This is a genomic window from Rubrivivax rivuli, from assembly GCF_004016505.1.
Taxonomy (GTDB): domain Bacteria; phylum Pseudomonadota; class Gammaproteobacteria; order Burkholderiales; family Burkholderiaceae_C; genus Rubrivivax; species Rubrivivax rivuli.
On record NZ_SACR01000001.1, the window covers coordinates 1,037,074 to 1,059,030 of the forward strand.

At 67.5% G+C, this 21,957-nt stretch carries 15 protein-coding genes; 14 read left to right on the top strand and 1 reads right to left on the bottom strand.

All coding sequences use genetic code 11. The features are described from left to right. The first annotated feature begins 1 nt into the window (after nt 1). Genes EOE66_RS04495 through EOE66_RS04545 form a run of 11 tightly spaced genes read left to right on the top strand, consistent with a single transcriptional unit; the run spans nt 2 to nt 14,436 of the window. Nucleotides 2-1,039 (top strand): FemAB family XrtA/PEP-CTERM system-associated protein, encoded by a 1,038-nt coding sequence (locus tag EOE66_RS04495; RefSeq protein ID WP_128227427.1) that lies wholly within the window; start codon nt 2-4, stop codon nt 1,037-1,039. Next, entirely contained in the window at nt 1,039-2,304 is a 1,266-nt protein-coding gene (locus EOE66_RS04500; protein ID WP_310733088.1) for a TIGR03087 family PEP-CTERM/XrtA system glycosyltransferase, read from the top strand. The genes EOE66_RS04495 and EOE66_RS04500 overlap by 1 nt, the downstream gene beginning before the upstream one ends. After that, nucleotides 2,301-3,857: an exosortase A gene (xrtA, locus tag EOE66_RS04505; RefSeq protein WP_128227429.1), complete on the top strand. Its 1,557-nt coding sequence runs from the start codon at nt 2,301-2,303 to the stop codon at nt 3,855-3,857. Before EOE66_RS04500 ends, xrtA begins: the two co-directional genes overlap by 4 nt. Before the next feature lie 50 nt (nt 3,858-3,907). Further along, a complete protein-coding gene (locus EOE66_RS04510; RefSeq protein ID WP_128227430.1) occupies nt 3,908-5,188 on the top strand; it encodes a nucleotide sugar dehydrogenase in 1,281 nt (426 codons plus the stop codon). Between the two features lie 7 nt (nt 5,189-5,195). After that, entirely contained in the window at nt 5,196-6,353 is a 1,158-nt protein-coding gene (locus EOE66_RS04515) for a TIGR03088 family PEP-CTERM/XrtA system glycosyltransferase (RefSeq protein WP_128227431.1), read from the top strand. Nucleotides 6,354-6,369: 16 nt separating this feature from the next. Continuing rightward, complete coding sequence (locus EOE66_RS04520; protein WP_128227432.1) at nt 6,370-8,322, top strand: XrtA/PEP-CTERM system amidotransferase; 1,953 nt, start codon at nt 6,370-6,372, stop codon at nt 8,320-8,322. Nucleotides 8,323-8,357: 35 nt separating this feature from the next. Beyond that, nucleotides 8,358-9,674 (top strand): nucleotide sugar dehydrogenase, encoded by a 1,317-nt coding sequence (locus EOE66_RS04525; RefSeq protein ID WP_128227433.1) that lies wholly within the window; start codon nt 8,358-8,360, stop codon nt 9,672-9,674. Continuing rightward, on the top strand, nt 9,671-10,918 hold the full coding sequence (locus EOE66_RS04530; RefSeq protein ID WP_164884993.1) for a glycosyltransferase: 1,248 nt from the start codon (nt 9,671-9,673) through the stop codon (nt 10,916-10,918). The genes EOE66_RS04525 and EOE66_RS04530 overlap by 4 nt, the downstream gene beginning before the upstream one ends. 8 nt (nt 10,919-10,926) lie before the next feature. Then, entirely contained in the window at nt 10,927-12,144 is a 1,218-nt protein-coding gene (locus tag EOE66_RS04535; RefSeq protein WP_128227435.1) for a glycosyltransferase, read from the top strand. Further along, nucleotides 12,141-13,481, top strand: coding sequence for a putative O-glycosylation ligase, exosortase A system-associated (locus tag EOE66_RS04540; protein ID WP_164884994.1), 1,341 nt, complete (start codon nt 12,141-12,143; stop codon nt 13,479-13,481). The genes EOE66_RS04535 and EOE66_RS04540 overlap by 4 nt, the downstream gene beginning before the upstream one ends. Then, complete coding sequence (locus tag EOE66_RS04545; RefSeq protein ID WP_245478892.1) at nt 13,474-14,436, top strand: polysaccharide deacetylase family protein; 963 nt, start codon at nt 13,474-13,476, stop codon at nt 14,434-14,436. The genes EOE66_RS04540 and EOE66_RS04545 overlap by 8 nt, the downstream gene beginning before the upstream one ends. Nucleotides 14,437-14,472: 36 nt before the next feature. Here the strand turns inward: EOE66_RS04545 and EOE66_RS04550 are convergent, their stop codons facing one another. Continuing rightward, nucleotides 14,473-16,149, bottom strand: a complete 1,677-nt coding sequence (locus EOE66_RS04550) for an asparagine synthetase B family protein (RefSeq protein ID WP_128227437.1) — start codon at nt 16,147-16,149, stop codon at nt 14,473-14,475. 255 nt (nt 16,150-16,404) lie between these two features. Between EOE66_RS04550 and EOE66_RS04560 the strand changes: the two genes are divergently transcribed. From EOE66_RS04560 to EOE66_RS04570, 3 genes are all read left to right on the top strand, one after another. Then, nucleotides 16,405-19,797, top strand: a complete 3,393-nt coding sequence (locus tag EOE66_RS04560; protein ID WP_205702618.1) for a hypothetical protein — start codon at nt 16,405-16,407, stop codon at nt 19,795-19,797. 153 nt (nt 19,798-19,950) lie between these two features. Continuing rightward, nucleotides 19,951-20,889: a glycosyltransferase family 2 protein gene (locus tag EOE66_RS04565; RefSeq protein WP_128227439.1), complete on the top strand. Its 939-nt coding sequence runs from the start codon at nt 19,951-19,953 to the stop codon at nt 20,887-20,889. Next, complete coding sequence (locus EOE66_RS04570; protein ID WP_164884995.1) at nt 20,886-21,929, top strand: NAD-dependent epimerase/dehydratase family protein; 1,044 nt, start codon at nt 20,886-20,888, stop codon at nt 21,927-21,929. Before EOE66_RS04565 ends, EOE66_RS04570 begins: the two co-directional genes overlap by 4 nt. Nucleotides 21,930-21,957: the final 28 nt, after the last annotated feature.

The window sequence follows — 21,957 nt, forward strand, 5'->3', positions numbered from 1 at the left end:
TGTGCCCACCATCGAGCGCCTGGCCCCACAGGACGCCCGCGGCGCCGCGCTGTGGGACGCCTTTGTCATGGCCTGCCCGCAGGCCACCTTCTTCCACCGCAGCGCCTGGCAGCAGGTGATGCATGAGGTGTTCCGCCACGACACGCACTACCTCTTCGCGCACGAGGCTGGCCGTGTGACGGGGGTGCTGCCGCTGGCGCACATGAAGAGCCTGCTCTTCGGCAACGCGCTCACCAGCCTGCCCTTCGCGGTGTATGGCGGCGTGGCGGCCGATGACGAAGCCACCGCTGCCGCGCTGGAGGCCGAAGCCCAGCGCCTGGCGCAACAGCTGGGCGTGGACCACCTGGAACTGCGCCAGCTGCAACGCCAGCACGAAGGCTGGCCGCGGCAGGAGCTCTACGTCACCTTCCGCAAGGAGATCCTGGCGGAAGAAGAGGCCAACATGCTGGCCATCCCGCGCAAGCAGCGCGCGATGGTGCGCAAGGGCATCAAGAACGGTCTGAAGAGCGAGATCGACCCGGGTGTCGACCGCTTCTTCCAGCTCTACGCCGACAACGTGCACCGCCATGGCACGCCGGCGCTCAGCCGCCGTTACTTCGAGGCCCTGCGCCGCCACTTCGGCGACGACTGCGAGGTGCTCACCGTCACCGGCCCCGAAGGCCAGTTGCTCAGCAGCGTGCTGAGCTTCTACTTCCGTGACGAGGTGCTGCCCTACTACGCCGGCGACGAATGGGCCGCGCGTGACCTGGCCGCCAACGACTTCAAGTACTGGGAGCTGATGCGCCGCTCGTGCGCGCGCGGCCTCAAGACCTTCGACTACGGGCGCAGCAAGGTCGGCACCGGCCCATACAGCTTCAAGAAGAACTGGGGCTTCGAGCCCACGCCGCTGCACTACGAGTACCGCCTCTACAAGCGCGACGCCGTGCCGCAGAACAACCCGGCGAACAAGAAGTACAAGCTGATGATCGAAACGTGGCGGCGCATGCCGCTGGGCTTCGCGAACTGGCTCGGCCCCTTCGTGGTGCGCAGCCTGGGTTGATGGCCGTGGCTCGCATCCTGTTTCTGGCGCACCGCCTGCCCTACCCGCCCAACAAGGGCGACAAGGTGCGCAGCTACCACCTGTTGCGCCACCTCGCCGAGCGGCACCAGGTACACCTGGGCACCTTCGTCGACGACCCCGACGACCTGCAGCACCTGCCCACCGTGCAGCGTTGGTGCGCCAGTGTGCATGCCGAGCAGCTCCACCCCCGCCTTGCCAGGCTGGCCAGCCTGCGCGGCCTGGCCACGGGCGAGGCGCTGACCGAGGTGTACTACCGCAGCCCCCGCCTGGCCCGTTGGGTGGCGCAGACGGTGGCTCGCGAGCGCATCGACGCGACCGTGGTGTTCTCTTCGTCGATGGCGCAGTACGCCCAGGCCCACCCGGCGGTGCCCATGCTGGTGGATTTCGTCGATGTCGACTCTGCCAAGTGGGCCGACTACGCCCATCAGCACCCTTGGCCGCTCTCGTGGCTGTATGCGCGCGAGGGCCGCATGCTGCTGGCCTGCGAGCGGCGCGTGGCGGCACAGGGGCGCCGCAGCTTCTTCGCCACCGAGAAGGAAGCCGCGTTGTTCCGCAGCCTGGCGCCCGAGGTGGCCGAATCTGTCGAGGGCATGGACAACGGCGTGGATGCCGAGTACTTCGCGCCAGAGCCCGGGCGGGCCTCGCCCTTCGCCACGAACGAAGTGCCGCTGGTCTTCACCGGCGCCATGGACTACTGGCCCAACGTGGACGCCGTGAGCTGGTTTGCAGCTGCGGTTCTGCCGCAATTGCGCGCCGTACATCCGCAGTTGCGCCTGCACATCGTGGGCCGCAGCCCGACGCCGGCCGTGCTGGCGCTGGCCGGTGACGCCGTGGTGGTGACGGGCACCGTGCCCGATGTCCGCCCCTACCTGCAGCACGCCGCGGCGGTGGTGGCGCCGTTGCGCCTGGCGCGGGGCATCCAGAACAAGATCCTCGAAGCCATGGCCATGGGTCGCCCCGTGGTGGCCGCAGAAACCTGCGTCAGCGCCATGCGGGTGGTACCCGGGCAGGACGTGGTGCCGGCCCGCGAGGCGGCCGATTACGTCCGCGAACTGCTCGCGCTGCTGGCCGATGCCCCCCGTGCCTCGGCCCTCGGCGAAGCCGGCCGCCGCTGCGTGGTGCAGGGCTACGCCTGGCCTGCGCATCTGCAGACCCTGGAACGCCATCTTCAGCACACGCTGAAAGCCCAGGCCAGCCTGCCACTGGCAGCGATGGCCCCGAACCCTGCCGGAGCCCGCGCGTGAGTGCCGTTCTTTCCATGCCCGCCGCGCCCCCGCAGCATTGGCGACTGCCGCTCGCGGTGCTCGGTGGTGTGCTGCTGCTGCTGCTGTGGCAGTACCGCGAGACCTTCCTGGCCATGGTCGGCATCTGGGAGCGCTCGGGCACCTTCGCCCACGCCTTCCTGGTGCCGCCCATCAGCCTGTGGCTGGTGTGGCGCCAGCGCGAACGGCTGGCGCGCCTGAACCCCAAGCCGCTGCCGTGGATGCTGCTGCCCGCGCTGCTGTGCGGCCTGGCCTGGCTGGTGGGTGACCTCGCAGGTGTGAATGCCCTGACGCAGCTGGCCGTGACCGCGCTGCTGGTGCTGGCCGTGCCCGCCTTGCTGGGCTGGCAGGTGGCGCGGGTGCTGGCGTTTCCGCTGGGCTTCCTGTTCTTCATGGTGCCCATCGGTGAGTTCGTGATGCCGCTGATGATGGAGTGGACGGCCGACGTCACCGTGGCCACCGTCCGTGCCATCGGCATCCCGGTGTACCGCGAAGGCCTGCAGTTCGTCATCCCCACGGGCAGCTGGAGCGTGGTGGAAGCCTGCAGCGGCGTGCGCTACCTCATCGCCAGTTTCATGGTGGGCACGCTCTTCGCCTACCTGAACTACAACTCCACGCGGCGGCGGCTGGCCTTCGTGGGCTTCTCGTTGCTGATGCCCATCGTGGCGAACTGGGGCCGCGCGGTGATGATTGTGCTGCTGGGCCATTACTCGGGCAACAAGCTGGCCGTTGGCGTGGACCACCTCATCTACGGCTGGGTCTTCTTCGGCATCGTCATCGGCATCATGTTCCTGGTGGGTTCTGGCTGGGCCGAACCCGAGCTGGCCCTGCCGCCGGTCTCGGCTGCCGAGCAGGCCGCGTGGCAACTGCGCAGGGCCCCGCTGCAGTGGTGGGTGGCTGCCAGCCTGGTGCTGGTGTTGAGTGCGCCGCCCCTGCTTGCGAACCGGCTGCAGATGGCGGACACCCCGACGCCCCTGCTGCGCCTGCCGGCGCTGCCCGGCACCGCCGATGTGCCGGGCGCCGAGCCCTTGCACAAGCCGACGTACGAGAACCCGCGCGCAGAGGCCTCGCGGGTCTACGGGCAAGGGGCCGCGGCCATCACCGTGCACGTGGCCTACTACCGCCAGCAGACTTTCGGCCGCAAGCTCGTGAACTCGCAAAACGTGCTGGTCACGTCAGACGACAAGCTCTGGCGGCAGACCTCGCGTTCGTCCACCGCCGTCACGGTGGCTGGTGAGCCCCTGGTTCTGCGCACGGCCGAACTGCGCAGCGGCAGCGTGGGCGGCCTCTCTGCCGAGCAGACGCTGCAGGTGCGCCAGCTCTACTGGGTGAACGGCCGCCTGACCACCAGCAACCACCTGGCGGCCCTGCTGGGCGTGGCCGGGCAGCTCACCGGCCGGGGCGACGACGCCGCGGGACTCACCTTCTACATCTCAGGCAGCGGCCCTGAAGCCCAGGCGCAGCTCGACCTGTTCATCGCCCAGCAGCTCGGCCCCTTGTCGACCTGGCTGAACAGCGTGCGCATGCAGCGCTGAAGTGCACACTCTCGCCCCACAAGATCACTGAACCACCCTTGCACCACCCCATGAACACCATCGCAGTCATTGGCCTCGGTTACGTCGGCCTGCCCCTCGTTGTTGAATTCGGCAAACAGATGCGGACGATCGGCTTCGACATCGCCACCGCCAAGGTGCAGGCCTGCCAGCGCGGCACCGACCCCAGCCGCGAGCTCACCGATGCCGAGGTGCAGGCCGCCACGCATGCCGTCTACACCGACGACCCGAAGATGCTCGCCGAGGCCGACGTCATCATCGTGGCGGTGCCCACGCCGGTGGACGAAGCGCACATCCCCGACTTCCGCCCCCTCGTCGGCAGCAGCACCAGCGTGGGCCGCCACATGAAGAAGGGCGCCATCGTGGTCTACGAGAGCACGGTCTACCCCGGCGCCACCGAGGAGGTGTGCATCCCGGTGCTGGAGCGCGAGAGCGGTCTGAAGTGGAAGCAGGATTTCTTCGTCGGCTACAGCCCCGAGCGCATCAACCCGGGCGACAAGGAACACACGCTGACCAAGATCCTGAAGATCGTCAGCGGCGACACGCCCGAGACGCTGGAGAAAGTGGCCCAGGTCTACGAGAAGATCATCGTGCCGGGCGTGCACCGCGCGAGTTCCATCAAGGCCGCCGAAGCAGCCAAGGTCATCGAGAACACCCAGCGCGACCTGAACATCGCGCTGATGAACGAGCTGGCCATCATCTTCGACAAGATCGGCATCGACACCAGCGAAGTGCTGGAGGCCGCCGGCACGAAGTGGAACTTCCTGAAGTTCAAGCCCGGCCTGGTGGGCGGGCACTGCATCGGCGTGGACCCGTACTACCTCACGCACAAGGCCGACATGCTGGGCTACCACCCGCAGGTGATCCTGGCCGGCCGCCGCATCAACGACGGCATGGCCAAGTTCGTGGCCGAGCAGACCATCAAGAACATGATCGCCAGCGGCAGCACCATCAAGGGCGCGCGCGTGAACGTGTTGGGCCTCACCTTCAAGGAGAACTGCGGCGATCTGCGCAACAGCAAGGTCATCGACATCATCCACGAGTTGCAGAGCTACGGCGTCGAAGTGTTCGTGAGCGATCCGCAGGCAGACGTGGAAGAGGCCATGCACGAGTACGGCGTGCGCCTGCTGCCCTTCGGCGAACTGCCGCAGGCCGACGCCATCGTGGCCGCCGTGTCGCACCGCGAGTACATGGGCCTGGGCGTGCAAGAGATCGGCCAGAAGCTCGTGAAGGGCGGAGCTTTCATCGACGTGAAGGCGGCCTTCGACGCGCAGGCGTTGCAGGGAGCCGGCTACCGACTCTGGCGTCTGTGACGTCACCGTGCGCGACGCTGCAGACAAGCGGCCGCTGGTCGCGCACGTGGTCTACCGTTTCTCGATGGGCGGGCTGGAAAACGGCGTCGTCAACCTGATCAACCGCCTGCCCGCAGACCGCTGGCGCCACGCCATCGTGGCCCTGACCGAGATCGATGCGGGCTTTGCCTCGCGCATCCAGCGGCCCGACGTTCAGATGCTGGCCCTGAACAAGCCGCCCGGGCAGGGCTTCTGGCAGTTCCCCAAGCTGTACCGCCTGTTCCGCCAGCTTCGGCCGGCCATCGTGCACACACGCAACCTGGGCGCGCTCGAGGCCCAGGTGCCGGCCTGGGCGGCCGGCGTGCCCGGCCGTGTGCATGGCGAGCATGGGCGCGATGCCGACGATGTGGACGGCACCAACCGCCGCCACATCCAGATGCGGCGTGTGTACCGTCACTTCGTGCACCAGCACATCGCCCTGGGCGGCGAGCTGGCGGGCTACCTGCGCACGAAGATAGGCGTGCCTGAGCGTGAGCTCACGGCCATCTACAACGGCGTCGACCACCAGCGCTTCTGCCCCGCGCCTGCGCGCCTGCCCATACCCGGCTGCCCCTTCACCGACCCCGGGCTGTGGCTGGTGGGCACGGTGGGCCGCATGCAGACGGTGAAGGCGCAGCCGCTGCTGGCACAGGCCTTCGTTCAGCTGCTGCAGCAGCACCCTGCGCTTCGCGAAACGCTGCGCCTGGTGATGGTGGGCGACGGGCCGCTGCGCGCCGAGTGCCAGGCCATCCTCGAGCAGGCGGGCGTGGCCCACCTGGCCTGGCTGCCAGGGGTGCGTGACGATGTGCCGGATGTCATGCGAGGGCTGGATTGCTTCGTGCTGCCCTCGTTGGCCGAGGGCATCTCGAATACCATTCTTGAGGCCATGGCCTGCGGGCTGCCGGTGCTGGCCACGCGTGTGGGTGCCGCGGCAGAACTGCTGGTCGACGGTCAGACGGGGTGGCTGGCAGCTGCCGGCGATGCGCAGGCGCTGGCTGACGGGCTGGGGCTTCTGGCTCGGAGTAGGAGCGACGCTCAGGCCATGGGGCAGGCGGGCCGCCTGCGCATTGAACAGCACTTCAGCCTGCCGGCCATGGTGGCGGCCTACGAGACAGTCTACGAACGCGCGCTGCCGCGCGCCCCGTAGTGGAGCAGAACCAGACATGTGCGGCATCACCGGCATCTTCGACACCCGCAGCACGCGCCCCATCGACGACGGCGTGCTGCGGCGCATGAACGACAGCCAGCACCATCGCGGCCCTGACGAGGGCAGCCTGCACATCGAGCCCGGCCTGGGCTTCGGCCACCGCCGGCTCAGCATCATCGACATCGCCACCGGCCAGCAGCCGCTGTTCAACGAAGACCACTCGGTGGTGGTCGTCTTCAACGGCGAGATCTACAACTACCAGGAGCTCATCCCCGAGCTGCAGGCCCTGGGCCACCACTTCCGCACCAAGAGCGACACCGAAGTCATCGTGCACGCCTGGGAAGAGTGGGGCGACGCCTGCGTCTCGCGCTTTCGCGGCATGTTCGCCTTCGCGCTGTGGGACCGTAACCGCCAGAGCTTCTTCATCGCGCGCGACCGCCTGGGCGTGAAGCCTTTCTTCTACGCCCTGCTGGATGACGGCACGCTGCTGTTCGGCAGCGAACTCAAGTCCTTGATGGCCTACAGCCCCTCGGCGGGCGGCGCGGCACTGCGGCGCGACATCGACCCCATGGCGCTGGAAGAGTATTTCGCGCTGGGCTACGTGGCCGAGCCGCGCACCATCTTCAAGCAGGCCAGAAAGCTGCCGCCGGCGCACACGCTGGTGGTGCGGCGCGGCGAACCCGTGGGCGAGCCGCGCGAGTACTGGGACGTGAACTTCACGCTCACCAGCCCCATGGGTGTGCAGGAGGCCGGCGAGGAACTGGTGCGCCGCCTCAACGAGAGCGTGAAGCTGCGCATGATTGCCGAGGTGCCGCTGGGCGCCTTCCTCTCGGGCGGCGTGGATTCCAGCGCCGTGGTGCAGGCCATGGCCGGCTTGTCTTCGGGACCGGTGAACACCTGCTCCATCGCCTTCGACGACCCGGCCTTCAACGAGAGCGAATTCGCCGCCTTGGTGGCGCAGCGCTACGGCACCAACCACCGCGTCGAGACGGTCAGCAGCGACGACTTCGACCTCATCGACACCCTGGCCCACCTGTACGACGAGCCCTATGCAGACAGCTCGGCCATCCCCACCTACCGCGTGTGCCAGCTGGCACGCAAGCACGTGACGGTGGCGCTGTCAGGCGACGGCGGTGATGAAACCTTCGGTGGCTACCGCCGCTACAAGATGCACATGCTGGAAGAGCGCATGCGCGCGAGCCTGCCCGAAGGCGTGCGCAAGCCCGTGTTCGGCCTGCTGGGGCGCCTGTACCCCAAGGCCGACTGGGCGCCGCGCGTCTTCCGCGCCAAGACCACCTTCGAGGGCATGGCACGCAGCTCGGTGGAGGCCTACTTCCACAGCATGAGCTTCATCCGCCAGCCCTTGCGCAGCCGCCTGTACAGCGCGCAATTCAAGGCGCAGCTCGGCGGCTACAGCGCGCTGGAGGTGTTCGAGCGCCATGCCCGGCGCGCCAACACCGACGACCCGCTGGCGCTCATCCAGTACATCGATACCCACACCTACCTGGTGGGCGACATCAACACCAAGGTCGACCGTGCCAGCATGGCGCACAGCCTGGAGGTGCGCGAACCGCTGATGGACCACGAACTGGTGCAGTGGGTGGCCACGCTGCCTTCGTCGCTGAAGCTCAAGGGCAACGAGGGCAAGTACTTCTTCAAGAAGGCGATGGAGCCGCACCTGCCGAACGACGTGCTCTACCGCCCGAAGATGGGTTTTGCCGTGCCCCTGGCCCGCTGGTTCCGCGGCCCTTTGAAGCAGCGCGTGCGCGAGGCCCTGCTGGGCGAGCGCATGCTGGCCAGCGGCATGTTCAATGCCGACGTGCTGCGCCAGCTGGTGGTGCAGCACGAAAGCGGCCAGCACGACCACAGCACGCCGCTGTGGACGCTGCTGATGTTCGATGCCTTCCTGAAGCGCGAGACCGGCGCTGCCCGTCAGCCCGGCGCCGCCCGCCTGGGCCTGGCCGCCTGAGCGCCAGCGCCCGTCACAAACCGAAAGCTACTGCCTTGAAGATCTCTGTGTTTGGCCTCGGCTATGTCGGCGCCGTTTCCTGCGCCTGCCTGCCCGAACTGGGCCACGAGGTGATTGGTGTCGACACCAACCCGTTGAAGGTGCAGATGATCAACGACGGCCAGTCGCCGGTGGTGGAAGAAGGCATCAACGAACTGATCGGCGCTGCCGTGCAGGCCGGCAAGCTGCGCGCCACGGCCGACCTGGAAGACGCCGTGCTGAACACCGAGGTCTCGCTGATCTCCGTGGCCACGCCTTCCAACCCCAACTACACGCCCAACCTGTCTGCGGTAGACGCCGTGGTGCGCAGCATCGGCCTGGCGCTGCGCAAGAAGGCCGGCCCGCACGTGCTGGTGTTGCGCAGCACCGTGCCGCCGGGCACCACCGAAGCCCGCATCCTGCCCATCCTGCTGGAGGCCTCGCGGCGCCGCATCGGTGAAGGCCTGTCGCTGGTGTTCAACCCTGAGTTCCTTCGCGAAGGTTCGTCCGTCAAGGACTTCCACCAGCCGCCGCAAACCGTGGTGGGCAGCCTCGACGAAGCCGGCTACGCCGCCATGGAGCAGATGTACGCGGGCCTGCCCGGCGCTTTCGTGCGCACCAGCTGCCAGGTGGCCGAATCGGTGAAGTACCTGTGCAATGTGTTCCATGCCCTGAAGATCGTCTTCGCCAACGAGGCCGGCTCGGTGCTGAAGGCTTACGGCATGGACGCGCGCGAGGTCCTGAAGATCTTCTGCCAGGACACCCAGCTCAACATCTCGGCCGCGTACATGCGCCCCGGTTTTGCGTTCGGCGGCAGTTGCCTGCCCAAGGAAGTGAAGGGCTTCATCACGCTGGCCCGTGAGCACGACGTGCTCATCCCGGCCCTGGGCGGGCTGATCGACAGCAACGAAGCGCACATCAAGCGCGCCTACGACCTCATCGCGCGCGACGGCCGCAAGCGCATCGCCTTCTTCGGCCTGGCCTTCAAGCCGGGCACCGACGACATGCGCGATTCGCCGCTGGTCGCCCTGGTGGAGAAGCTGCTGGGCAAGGGTTTCGAGATCGGCATCTTCGACAGCTTCGTCAAGCTCAGCAGGCTGCTGGGCAAGAACAAGGAATTCATCGAGCGCGAGATTCCCCACCTCGACCGCTTGCTCTCGGAAGACGCCGAATCCCTGCTGAAGGACGCCGAAGTCATCGTCGTGGGGCATGCCGACGCGGAGGCGCGCCGCCTCATCGTCAAGCATGCCGGCGGTCGCCGCATCGTGGACCTCTCGGGCTATGCCGAGCTCCGCGCTGCAGGTGCCGGCGCCTACGAAGGCATTTGCTGGTGAGCAGCCGTCGGCCACGTCTGGCATTCGTCTCGCCGGTCTTTCTCTTCCCCAACGACGCGGGCGGGAAGATACGCAGCACCAACATCCTGCGGGGCTTGAAGGGCGGCAGTTTCGAGATCGTGTTGCTTTCGCCGGCCACCGGCGAGCAGCAAGACCGCTGGCAGGCCGAACTGAAGGGTGTTTGCGACGAGTTCATCGCCTGGCAGCCCACGCCGCCGCGCCCGCAGTGGGCGCGCGCCCTGCAACTGCTGAGCGAACTGCCAGTGAACGTGGTGGCCGACCGCACGGCCGCCGGGCTGGCGGCGGTGCGCGCGCTGGCGGCCCGCCAGGACATCGACCTCATCGTCTTCGATTTCGTGCACGCCGCCGTGCTGCAGCCGGCATCCGCCCGCGCACCCGCCGTGTGTTTCACGCACAACGTGGAGGCTGAAATCTTCGCGCGTCATGCCCAGCAGGCGCCCAACGCACTGCGCCGCTGGCTGTGGCGTTCGCAGCACCGCAAGATGCTGCGTTTCGAGGGCGAAGCCTTGCGCCGCTTCGCGCGCGTGATCGCGGTGTCTGAACGTGACGCACAGGCCTTCCGCAGCCAGTACGGCGTGCAGCAGGCCGAGGCCATCCCGACCGGCGTCGACCTTGATTTCTTCGCCTGGCAGGCGCCGCCGCCGGTGGATGCCGCACACCCGCCCACGGTGGTGTTCACAGGGTCCATGGACTGGCGCGCCAACATCGACGGCGTGCAGTTCTTCCTGGGCGAGGTGTGGCCGCTGGTCCTGGCGGCCATGCCCGAGGCCCGTTTCGTCGTGGTGGGCAAGAACCCGCCGGCCGCACTGCAGGCTGCGGCGCGGCTTTCGAAGAACGTCGAGTTCACGGGTTTCGTGGACGACGTGCGGCCCTACGCGCATGCGGCGCATGCCTTCGTCATTCCGTTGCTGGTGGGCGGCGGCACGCGCATCAAGGCCTTCGAGGCGATGGCCATGGGCTGCCCGGTGGTGTCCACCACCATCGGCATGGAAGGGCTGGAGGCTGAGCCCGGCCGGCATTTCGTGCAGTGCGATCAAGCCGCGGCGATGGCCTCCGCACTGCTGGCCTTGCTGGCTGACGGAGCGCAGCGCGAGCGGCTCTCGCGCGCGGCCCGCGCGCTGGTGGAGGCGCGGTTCGGGCACCGGCAGGTGGCGCAGGTGTTCGAGGGCATCTGCCAACGGGCCTTGGCGCAGGCCGCGCCCCGAGCCACTGCGGCGGCCTGAGCGAGCGCATGCGCACGCTGCTGTTCTCCACGCTTTATCCCAGCAGCGAAAGGCCGGGGCACGGCATCTTCGTGGAAACGCGCCTGCGCGAACTGCTCAAGACCGGGCAGGTGGATGCCCGGGTCGTGGCCCCTGTGCCTTGGTTCCCGTCGGGCCACAGCAGGTTCGGCGAACATGCTGCCATGGCGCGCACCCCCCACCGCGAAACCCGCCACGGCATCGACGTTTTGCACCCCCGCTACGCCCTTTTGCCCAAGATCGGCATGAGCAGCGCACCGCTGATGCTGGCGCTGGGTGCTCGCCGCGCCGTGCAGCGGCTGCGGGACGAAGGTTTCGACTTCGACCTCATCGACGCGCACTACTTCTACCCTGATGGCGTGGCTGCGGCGCTCCTGGCGCGCTGGTTCCGCAGGCCGCTGGTGATCACCGCGCGCGGCAGCGATGTGAACCTCATTGCGCAGCACGCGCTGCCGCGCAGGCTGATGCGCTGGGCGGCCGGCTGCGCCGCGGCCAACGTGGGGGTGAGCGCCGCGCTGGCGCAGCGCCTGCTGGCCTTGGGCGCCCCGCCGCCCACGGTGCAGGTGCTGCGCAACGGCGTCGACACCGAACGGTTCTCGCCGCAGCCCGAAGCGCGGCAGCAGCTGGGCGTGCAGGGCTCGCCGCTGCTCCTTTCCGTGGGCAACCTGCTGCCCGTCAAGCGCCACGGCCTGGTGATCCAGGCGCTGGCGCTGCTGCGGCAGACCCACCCGCAGGCACGGCTGGTCATCGTGGGGGGCGGGCCACAGCATGCCGAACTCCAAGCCCAGGCCGCCGCCCTGGGCCTGGCCGACGCCGTGCAACTGCCAGGCCCGGTGCCGCAGCCTGTGCTGGCCCAGTGGTACAGCGCGGCCGACCTGCTGGTGCTGGCCAGCAGCCGCGAGGGCTGGCCCAACGTGCTGCTGGAGGCCATGGCCTGCGGCACGCCCGTGCTCGCTTCGCGCGTGGGGGGCGTGCCCGAAATCGTGAGCCACGACAGCCTGGGCAAGGCCGTCAGCTTCGACACTCCGGCGCAGTTGGCCGAAGCCCTGCGCGGTGCGCTGGCGTTCCCGTATGCGCGTGAAGAAGTGCGGCGCCACGCACTCGGCATGGGCTGGGGCCCGGTCAGCCGGGCTCAGGTGGAACTGTTCTCGCGCGTGGCGGCTTCGGGTGCTGCGCAGTCCCCGGTGGGCGCTGGGGGTTCCCCGTGAGAGACCTGATCATCCTGGGTTTGCTGGTGGTCACGGTCTTGTGGGCCCTGAAGGCCCCCTGGATAGGCATCATGGGCTGGACCTTGGTCAGCCTGATGAGCCCGCATGCCGAGTTCGGCTACGCCGCCGCCGCTTGGCCCGTGGCCACGGGCTATGCCGCAGCCACCATACTGGGTCTGTTGTTCACGCAAGAGCGGCAAAACCCGCTGGTCGGTGCCGGGCCGAAGTGGCTGCTGGCCTTCACCGTGTGGATCTGCATCACGTTGCCGTTTTCATTGCTCTATGAGGCCAGCTTTGGCCTCTGGGAGCGTTCGATGAAGATCTACTTGATGGTCTTCGTCACGCTGGCCCTGCTGGACACCAAGAAAAAGCTCACGGTCTTCATCTGGATCAATGTCATCGCCATCGGCTATTTCGGGGTGAAGGGCGGCGTCTTCACCATCGCTACCGGCGGTAGCTACAGGGTTTGGGGCCCTGGCGGCTTCATCCAGGGCAACAATGAGATTGCGTTGGCGGTTCTCAGCGTCACACCCTTATTGCGTTTCCTGCAAATGCAGCAGACCAAGCGCTGGGCCATTCATGCCTTCACCGGGGCCATGCTGCTGTGTGTGGCCACAGCCTTGGGGACGCAGAGCCGAGGGGCCTTGGTCGGTTTGGTCTGCATGGGGACCTTTTTTTGGGTCAAGGGCAACCGCAAACTGTTGTCGGGCGCTGTCATCCTGGCCATCGCCTTGCTCGCATTGCCGATGATGCCCGACACCTGGTGGGATCGCATGGAGACCATCAAGACTTACGAGCAGGATGACTCTGCCCTGGGCCGAATCAATGCCTGGGGCATGGCGTGGAACCTCGCCAAGGACCGCATCTTCGGTGGCGGCTTCATGATCTGGACGGGGTCCATCTTCGCCATCTACGGTCCGGAGCCCGATCGGGTTCACGCGGCCCACAGCATCTACTTCCAGGTGATGGGCGAGCACGGCTTCATTGGCCTGGGCTTGTGGATGGCCATCGGTGCTGCCACGTGGTTTGCCGCGCGCGACCTGATCAAACTGGGCCGGGCCCACCCCGAGCACAAGTGGGCAGCCGACCTGGGCCCGATGATCCAGGTGAGCATGATCTCCTACGCCTCGGCCGGTGCCTTTCTCAGCCTGTCCTACTACGACCTGCCCTACAACGTGATGATCATGGCCACCGTCGCACAGCGGCTGGTACGCGCGGCTGTCCGCGATGCGGCACGGGCCCCGGCGCGGCCGCAGATGGCCGTTCCGCCGGCAGCACCCCGCGAGCAGGGTGGCCCTGCAGGGCAGCCGCCGCCCCCCCCACGCCGCCATGTTTGACCCTCTGCTCCGCGCCGCCCTGGGCCGGCTGGCCCCTGCGGGGCCGCAGGGTCGGCTGTCCATCGCCATCTTCCACCGTGTGCACGCCCAGCCCGACCCGCTGTTCCCCGACGAACCCGACCGGCAGCGCTTCGACGAGATCTGCCGCTGGCTGAAGACGTGGTTCCAGGTGCTGCCCCTGGACGAGGCCGTGCACGCCCTGCGCGAGGGGCGGCTGCCAGCGCGCGCGCTGTGCATCACCTTCGATGACGGTTATGCCGACAACCACGACCACGCCCTGCCTGTGCTGCAGGCGCACGGTCTTTCGGGTGCCTTCTTCATTGCCACGGGCTTCATCAACGGCGGCCGCATGTGGAACGACACCGTGGTGGAGACCGTGCGACGTTGCCCGCAAAGCCAGCTGGATGTGACCGGCCTGGGCCTGGATGGCCTGCAGACGCTGGCGCTCGGCACCATCGAACAGCGCCGCCACGCGCTGCACAGCGTGTTGAACGCGGCCAAGTACCTGGCGCCAGCCCGCCGCAGCGAGGTGGTGGAGGCCCTGGCCCGGCGTGCCGGCGTGAGCCTGCCGGACGATCTGATGATGAACACGGCGCAGGTGCAGGCCATGGCCGCCGGCGGCATGGTGCTGGGCGCCCACACCGTGAACCACCCCATCCTGGCCGGACTGGACGACGAAACGGCGCGGTACGAGATGGCTGCCAGCCGCGCCCAGTTGCAGCAATGGCTCCAGCGCGAGGTCACGCTGTTCGCCTACCCCAATGGCAAGCCTGGCCGCGACTACCTGCCGCGTGACGCGGCCCTGGCGCAAAGCCTGGGCTTCGAGGCTGCCGTGAGCACCCACCCCGGTGCCAACGGCGCACAGGCCCCGCTGTTCGAACTGCGCCGCTTCACCCCGTGGGACCGCCAGCGCTGGCGGTGGGGCACGCGGCTGGCGATGAACCTGCGCACCTGAGGGCTCTGCAGGCCGGTGGCCGGCCTGCTGCCGGCTTCAGCGGCCCAGCTTGAAGTTCGGCTGGTGGTGCTGGAACCACTGCTCCAGCATCATCAGGATCCACACCATCTCGCCGTAGTAGCCGGGGTGCTGGGGCAGCAGCTCGTCCACCAGCTTGTGCGTGAAGGCCTGCTGCACGATGCCGCGCGCCCCCAGGCCCTGCACGCTGTCGCGCGCCAGGGCCTTGAGCGCGGCATCCCGCGTGGCCCATAGGCCGAAGGGCAGGCCGAAGCCGTGCTTCTTCTTGGTGATGATGGCGTCGGGCAGGAAGCCGCGCAGTGCTTCCTTGAAGAACCAGCGCAGCTTCAAGCCCTTGAGCTTGAACGAGGTGGGCAGCGTGGCCGAGAAGTCGACGATGGCCTGGTGCAGGAAAGGGTAGGCCACCTGCACGCCAGCCAGCTGCGTGCCGCCACGCACCTTGGGCAGGTCGTTCTCGGCCAGGGTGTAGCGCCAGTCGTAGGCCAGCATGCGGTTCACGAAACTGGCGCCTTCGCTTTCAGCCCACACCGCGCGCTGCTGGGCCTGCGGATCTTCAGGGTTCACCTGGGCCAGGAAGGCCGGCGTCAAGACCTCGGTCTCACCCAGGCGGTGCAGCAGGTTGTAGGTCTGCAGGCGGTCGGGCATGGGAACACGCGCCTGGCGCACGTAGCTGGCGCCCTTGCGCAGCAGCGGCAGCTTGTCGATGGCGCCGCTGTCGGTCAGCGGGTTCAGCAGGCCATTGCGCAGGCCGGCTGGCACGCTGTCGTAATGGGCGAACACACGCTGCTTGGCATAACGCGTGTTGCCGCCGAAGAGCTCGTCGCCGCCATCGCCGGCCAGCAGCCGCGTCACGCCGTCTTCACGCGCCTTCAGCGCGCAGAAGTAGGTGGGCAGGGCCGATGAGTTGCCGAAAGGTTGGTCGTGGTGCTGCGCCACCCGCGGTATGAGGCGAACCAGGTCGGCGGGGGTGATGTAGTGCTCGCGGTGGTCGGTGCCGAAGTGGCGTGCCGCGATGCGCGCGTACTCCATCTCGTCGTAGCCCTCGGCCTCGAAGCCGATGGAGTACGACACCGGCTTGCTGCCCGTCACCTCGGCCAGCAGGCCGGCCACGGTGGAACTGTCGGTGCCGCCGCTCAGGAAGCAGGCGGGCGTGCTGCCGTCCAGCTGGGCCTTCACGGCCTCACGCAGCAGCGTGCGGAAACGCTCGCGCGCGGCCTCGAAGGTGGTGGCGGTTTCTTCGAAGTGCGGAGCCCAGTAGCGCTGCAGGTGCACGCCGCTGGCATCGCTGTAGGCACAGTGCCCGGCCGTGAGACGGCGCACGCCCTTGAAGACGGTGCGCGGCGAGGGGATGGCATGGAAGTAAAGGTAGTCGTACAGCGCCTGCAGGTCCAGCGGCGCGTCTGGGCCGGCCAGCGTGTCGGCACGCTCGGCAAACACCAGGCGGCCGTCTCGCTCGGCGTAACACAAGGATTGAGCGGCAAAGCGGTCGACAGCCAGCACGGCGTGCCCGTCTTCGCGCCGCAGGCCCATGGCGAAGTGCCCCTGGGCGAGGGCGATGGCCGCAGCGGGCTGCGGCGCGCGGCTCAGTGCCACCTTCCAGGCAGCCTCGGCGCCCTCGGCCGTTTCCACAGCTTGCAGTGCAGCATCTGCGAAGCGGGGGCTGCCCAGGCTGAGCAGTTCGTCAGGGGTGGTCATGGGAAGAGGCGATCGAGGGTGGAAGGCATCCCGACATTGTCTCCGCTGTCCATGGGCATCACTCTTGATGCATTTCACGGCGACTCCCGCTTGCCGTGCGCAAGCCTTGTCCAGCGGGGCTTCCGCTTCACTGGTTTCAAAGCTGGGGGGGTGGCTTGCGCGAGCGGGCCGCCTGCGGGATCCTTACTGTCGGTTGCAAATGGCAGCCTCCGCTGTCTCCGGTCAAGGCGCCCTCAGCCCAGCTGTTGTGAGCATTTGTCAGACCTGGTTTCCGCGGCCAGTTCATCACGCAGGCTGCCTTTGTCCAGGCACAGAATCCCCCCATTCCGCCCCGCACCTCTCGTGGGGCAATCGTTGTCCTCAGGAAACAGCATGGTTGATCGCAAGCGCAGGGCGTTTCTCCAGTACTCGGCTTTCGTGGCAGGGACCGTACCTGTGGTGGGCTGCGGGGGGGGCGGGTCACCCGCCGAAGAAGCGCAGAGGCCACCTGTTGCTGGCGAGCCTCCTCCGCCGCCACCTCCTCCTCCCCCGCCGCCGCCACCACCACCGCCGCCGCCGCCTCCTCCTCCTCCCCCACCACCGCCGCCACCGCCACCACCACCGCCTCCTGCGCCGGTGGGTGTGGTTTCGTCCACCGGGGCGATGCGGGTCTGGTTGAGCAGCGCAGCCCAGACCCGCGCGGCACCGTTCTGCGTGGGCTTCGCGTTCCGCAAGGGCGACGTGCCGGCTGGGGCCTCGGTCTCAGGCAGCCTGGGCAGCCTGCAGGTGACGCCGAAAAACACCTGGCCCGACGGCTCCTTGAAGTTCGCGGTGCTGGCGGGGCAGGTGGATCTGCCAGCGGGCACGCCGACGCCGCTGAACCTGCGGCGCGCCAGTGCGCCCCTGACTGGCACGCCCCTGAACCTGGCCGACTTGAAGCGCACCGGCGTCACCGCCGAAGTGGGCTGCGGCAGCTTCGGTACCGTCAGTTGGGGTGGCACCGATTGGGACACGCCCTTCGAGAATTGGGTTTCCGGCCCCTTGATGTCGTCCTGGATCTACCGCCGCCAGGTGGGTGCCGATGCGCATCTCACGGCTTGGCTGGAAGTGCGGGTGTTCGCGGCCGGCGCCGTGGAAGTGCTGCCCTGGATCGAGAACGGCTACATCGCCGTTGCAGCCCCTTCGAACAAGGCGGCCACCTACACCTTCAAGCTGGCAGGCACCGAGCGATTCAACGCCGCTATCGACCTGAAGCACCACCAGCGCACACCACTCGTTAGCGGCGCCGCCCTGTCGTACTGGAACGTGGCCGACCCGCAGCTCAACGTGCTGCACGACGCCCGCTACCTGATGTCCACCGAACTGGTGCCCACCTACTTTGCGGCCGAGGGTGCGGCCACCACGGTGATCAATGCGCTTCCTTCGAGCTTCACGCCGCTGCAGGCGGGCAGCTTCAACTACACCAGCGACGACATGGCGCAGTCGGGTTACCAAGACCCGATCGGGCTGCTGCCCCAGCACGATGTGTTGCACCTGTTGGGTGCCAGCATGGCCACACACGCTGCGGTGGTGCGCAACGGCTTCAGCGCGGGCCGCTACGGCATCCACTACCGCGACGAGAGCACCAACCGGCCGCTGCGCTTCAGCCAGCACCCGACGCGTGTGATCGCTGACGGGCAGGGCTTCAAGGACAACGGCGGCAGTACCACGAGCACGCGCACGCCCGCGGCCACGGGCGGCAACCCGCCGGGCTGGGACGTCGCTCACAGCCCCTCAGTGGGCTACCTGGCTTACCTGGTGACCGGCCGCTGGTACTTCATGGAAGAGGTGCTGTTCGCCGCCACGGCGAACTACCTGGGCAATGGCGACAACGCCCAACTCCGAACCGGCGCCCGGGGGCTGGTGCAGACGGCCGTGCAGGCCTGGCAGACCCGCAGTTGCGCCTGGGATTGGCGCAGCAAGGTGCAGGCGCTGACGGTGGTGCCTGACAACGACACCGCCCTGCGGACCGAGCTCATCGCTTGCGTGGAAAGCAACATCGATCACTTCCACGGCCGCTATGTGGCGCAGCCCAACAACCCCTTCGGCTACATCCTGCCCGGGGAGGCCTACAACAACAGCATCAGCATCTGCGCGCCGTGGCAGCAAGACTTCGTGACCGCGGTGTTCGGATGGGCGGTCTCCATGGACCTGCCGGTGGCAGCGGCCGCCAAGACCAAGCTGTCCGAGTTCTTCACCTGGAAGGCCCGCAGCGCCGTGATGCGGCTGGGCGACCGCAATGGGTTCTGGTACATCAACGGTGCACCGTTCAACACACGGATCAGCACGGCGGCCCTGAGCGCCAGCAACTTCACCACCGGGGTAGGACCCTGGGCGGCTAGCGATGCTGCTTTTTATGCCGCCACCTATGCCACGCCGCCAAGCTGGCTGGGCAGCACCGAGGGCACCCTGGCCTTCGAGTTCCAGCCCGATTACGGCGCCACAGCACGTGGCATGTGGGGCAATCTGCAGCCCGCCATCGCCTACGCCGTGCGTCATGCCGTGCCAGGCGCGCGCGATGCCTACGAGCGCATGACAGGCGCTGCGAACTGGCCCAGCCTCGCAGCAGCTTTCGATCCGCGACCTGTCTGGTCGGTAGGCCCAGCCAGCCCGGCCCCGTCCTGGGCGCGCAACAGCCCATTGAACGAGTGGGTGGCTATCCCTGGCACCAACGGAGGCGGCGGTGCTGCCATCGATGCCTGGGGCACGCTGGTGTTGATCGAAGGCACCGGCACGCTGGTGTCGCCAGCCAACGGCGGCCATAACGACAGCGCCGACAACCGCGTTACCAGCATCGACCTCTTGCAGGATGCGCCGACCTGGGTGCAGCGCATTGCACCCAGCCCCACCGTAACGGCCAACGCCAGTTACATGCCTGACGGCAAGCCGGTGTCTCGACACGGCTACCACCACGCGCACTACATCAAGCAGCGTGGGCGGGTAATGCTATTCGGCGCGCGAGCCTGGTATGCGAATGGAGGAGACGGCTTCGCGGTTGACGGACATTCCGTGACCGGCGCATGGGCCTGGGATCAAGCAGGGACCTGGGGCACAGTGGCCGGTGCGAACTCTTTCGGGGTGGCGCACGACCCCACCACGGGAAACGTGTGGACCAACAGTGGGCGGCTGTGGAACCAGTCCAGCAACACCTGGACCGGCCCCTTTGCCTTTAGCGTGTCTTGGCGCTGGCCTGCCGTGTACGACCCTCTTCGCGGCCAGTTCTTCACATTGCAGTTCGGTGATGGCCAGGGCTTCGACCTGGCGCGTGGCGTGGTGGCGTCCAAGTTCAACGCTCGTACCGGGGCGCAAACGGCCTTGACCTTCAACCAAAGTGCGGCGCTGACTCAGTTCATCAGCGATGCGCCCATCTATGCCGGCATGGATTACGACGCGGCCAACGATCGCTTCCTGTTCTATGACGGCCGGGGCGCTGCGGTGGGCCGCGTGTATGCCATCACGCCAAACAGCGGCAATGTGTGGGACATCAGCTTGCTGCCCATCACGGGTACGCCGCCCCCTGCCACTGTGCCAGCGGGCATAAACGGCCGACTGCGCTACGTGCCGGCGCTGGGGGGGTTCATCGTCATGCCGAGAGCCGATGCAAATATCTTCTTCGTGCGAACGGCCTGATTGGTTTGAAGATGGGCCGAAGTGAGCCTGCAGCGTGAACAATGGCTGCGCGGGTACCGACCGCGGCCCGTGAAGGGCAGTTGCCGCTAACTATCATCCTTGGCACCGCGCCCCCGGGCGCCTTTTGGCTGCCATGGCGGCACGCCCGCTCCCATGTACCCCCAGGTCTCGGTCATCATTCCCGTCTACAACGGTGAGCGTTTCGTCGCTGAAGCTGTGAACAGCGCGTTAGCGCAGGACTATCCGTCCAAAGAAGTGCTGGTCATCGATGACGGTTCGCGAGACCGCACGACAAACATCCTAGCCAGCTACGGCTCGACCATCCGCGTCATCAGCGTCCCTAACGGCGGCCCGGCTCGCGCACGCAACCTGGGCATGCGCGAAGCCCAGGGCGAGTTCATTGCTTTTCTTGATGCGGACGACGTGTGGGCTCACGGCAAACTGTCTGCGCAGGTGGCTCACCTGCAGGCCCATCCCGAGACTGGCGTCTGCTACACGGGCTGGCATGTCTGGCACTCCACTGCGGGGAGTTGGCATCGGCCTGAAGGATGGCCCGAGGTTTTCGAAGGCGTAGCCGCAGTGCCTGCCCGCTCGGGCCGCATATTCGGCGACCTTCTCCTCGACTGCCGGCTGCTGACCACCACGGTGATGCTTCGCTCCAGCATCGCACGGGCCGAGGGTGAGTTCGACATCAATCTGCCGGTAGGCGAAGACTACGACTATTGGTTGCGCCTAGCCCTGCGCACCAACATCGACCGCCTGAATTTCGACGGCGCTCTGTACCGCGTGGTGCCTGGGTCTGCCTCGCGCAGGCCACATGGGGTGAACCATGAACTGCTGGTGCTGCAGCGTGCTTTGGAAAGGTTCCGAATTCAGCAGTCCGACCATCCACCTCTTCCTTTGGAAGATCTTCAACGCAGGCTGTACTCCTTGCACTTCCAGCATGGTTGGGCTCACCTCCAAGGTGGTGACCCTGCGATTGCTCGCCAGGCCTTCGCAGCCTGCTTGCGCCAGCGACCCTTCAGGCTTCCCCTTTGGCTGCACTGGGGCCGCGCTTGGCTGCGCAGCCTGTCGCAAGGAGCGGCGCGGTGAGCCACCGCCCGGCAGACACCCCGGTTCTGAGTCGCGTATTCGTTACGGGGGCGGCTGGCTTCATCGGTGGCCATCTGTGCCAGCACCTAAAGGGGGCCGGCGTGTGGCGGCAGGTGCCTTTCGTCAGGGGCGCTCAGTCCGCAGAACTGCTCCGGACGCAGGGACTGGAAGCGGTGCAGGGCGACCTGCGAAACCCCGTCGACGTGGTCGCCGGCCTGAAGGGCTGCGACGCAGTTGTCCATCTGGCGCACGGTGAGCAGGGCCCGAAGGTGACGCGCTGCCTCTTGCAACTGGCCGCAAAGCATGGTGTGAAGCGCTTCGTGTACGTCAGTTCGATGGCCGTGCACGGCCCGGCTCCAGGCCCGGAGGCCGCCCGGGAGGCCTCAGCACGCATCGGTCGTTATGCGCATGACTACTCGGATTCGAAGGCCGAGCAAGAGGAGGCTGTCCAGGCAGCTTACGCGCGCGGTGACGTGGAGGTCGTTATCCTGCGACCGACCATCGTCTATGGACCAGCCGCCCATTTCGTGATGCAGGTGGTGCAGGAAGCCCGTGCTGGGGCCTACACGGTGTTCGACGAGGGCCGTGGCGTCTGTAACGCGGTTTACGTGGATGACGTCTGCAGGGCAATTGAGGCCGCACTGCAGACTACTCGAGCCGTCGGCGAAGCGATGTTCATCACCGACGACCATCCCATCACGTGGGGCGAGTTCATCTCCACTTTTGCGATGATGGTCCAGCCGTTGCCTCGCCGAGTGCAGCTTTCTTCAGCCGCAGCGGTGCAGTATTGGGCCGTGCACCCGCCTGCCCCTCCGCCCGCGCTGTGGCTGCGGGCCTGGCGCAAGGTGCGTCACCTGGGTGGCTGGCAGCCGCCCCTGGCTCCGTGGCCGCCCCTCGGACGTGTACAGCGGGAGTGCTTTCCCGTGGCATTCAGCAACGAGAAGGCCAAGACCCTTCTGGATTGGTCGCCGCAGGTGAGCTTCCAGCGCGGTGCAGAACTCACCCGGGCGTGGTTGAGCGCGAAAGGCCATCTGCTGTGACCCGCCCGCGCGTAGTGATCGTGGGTGC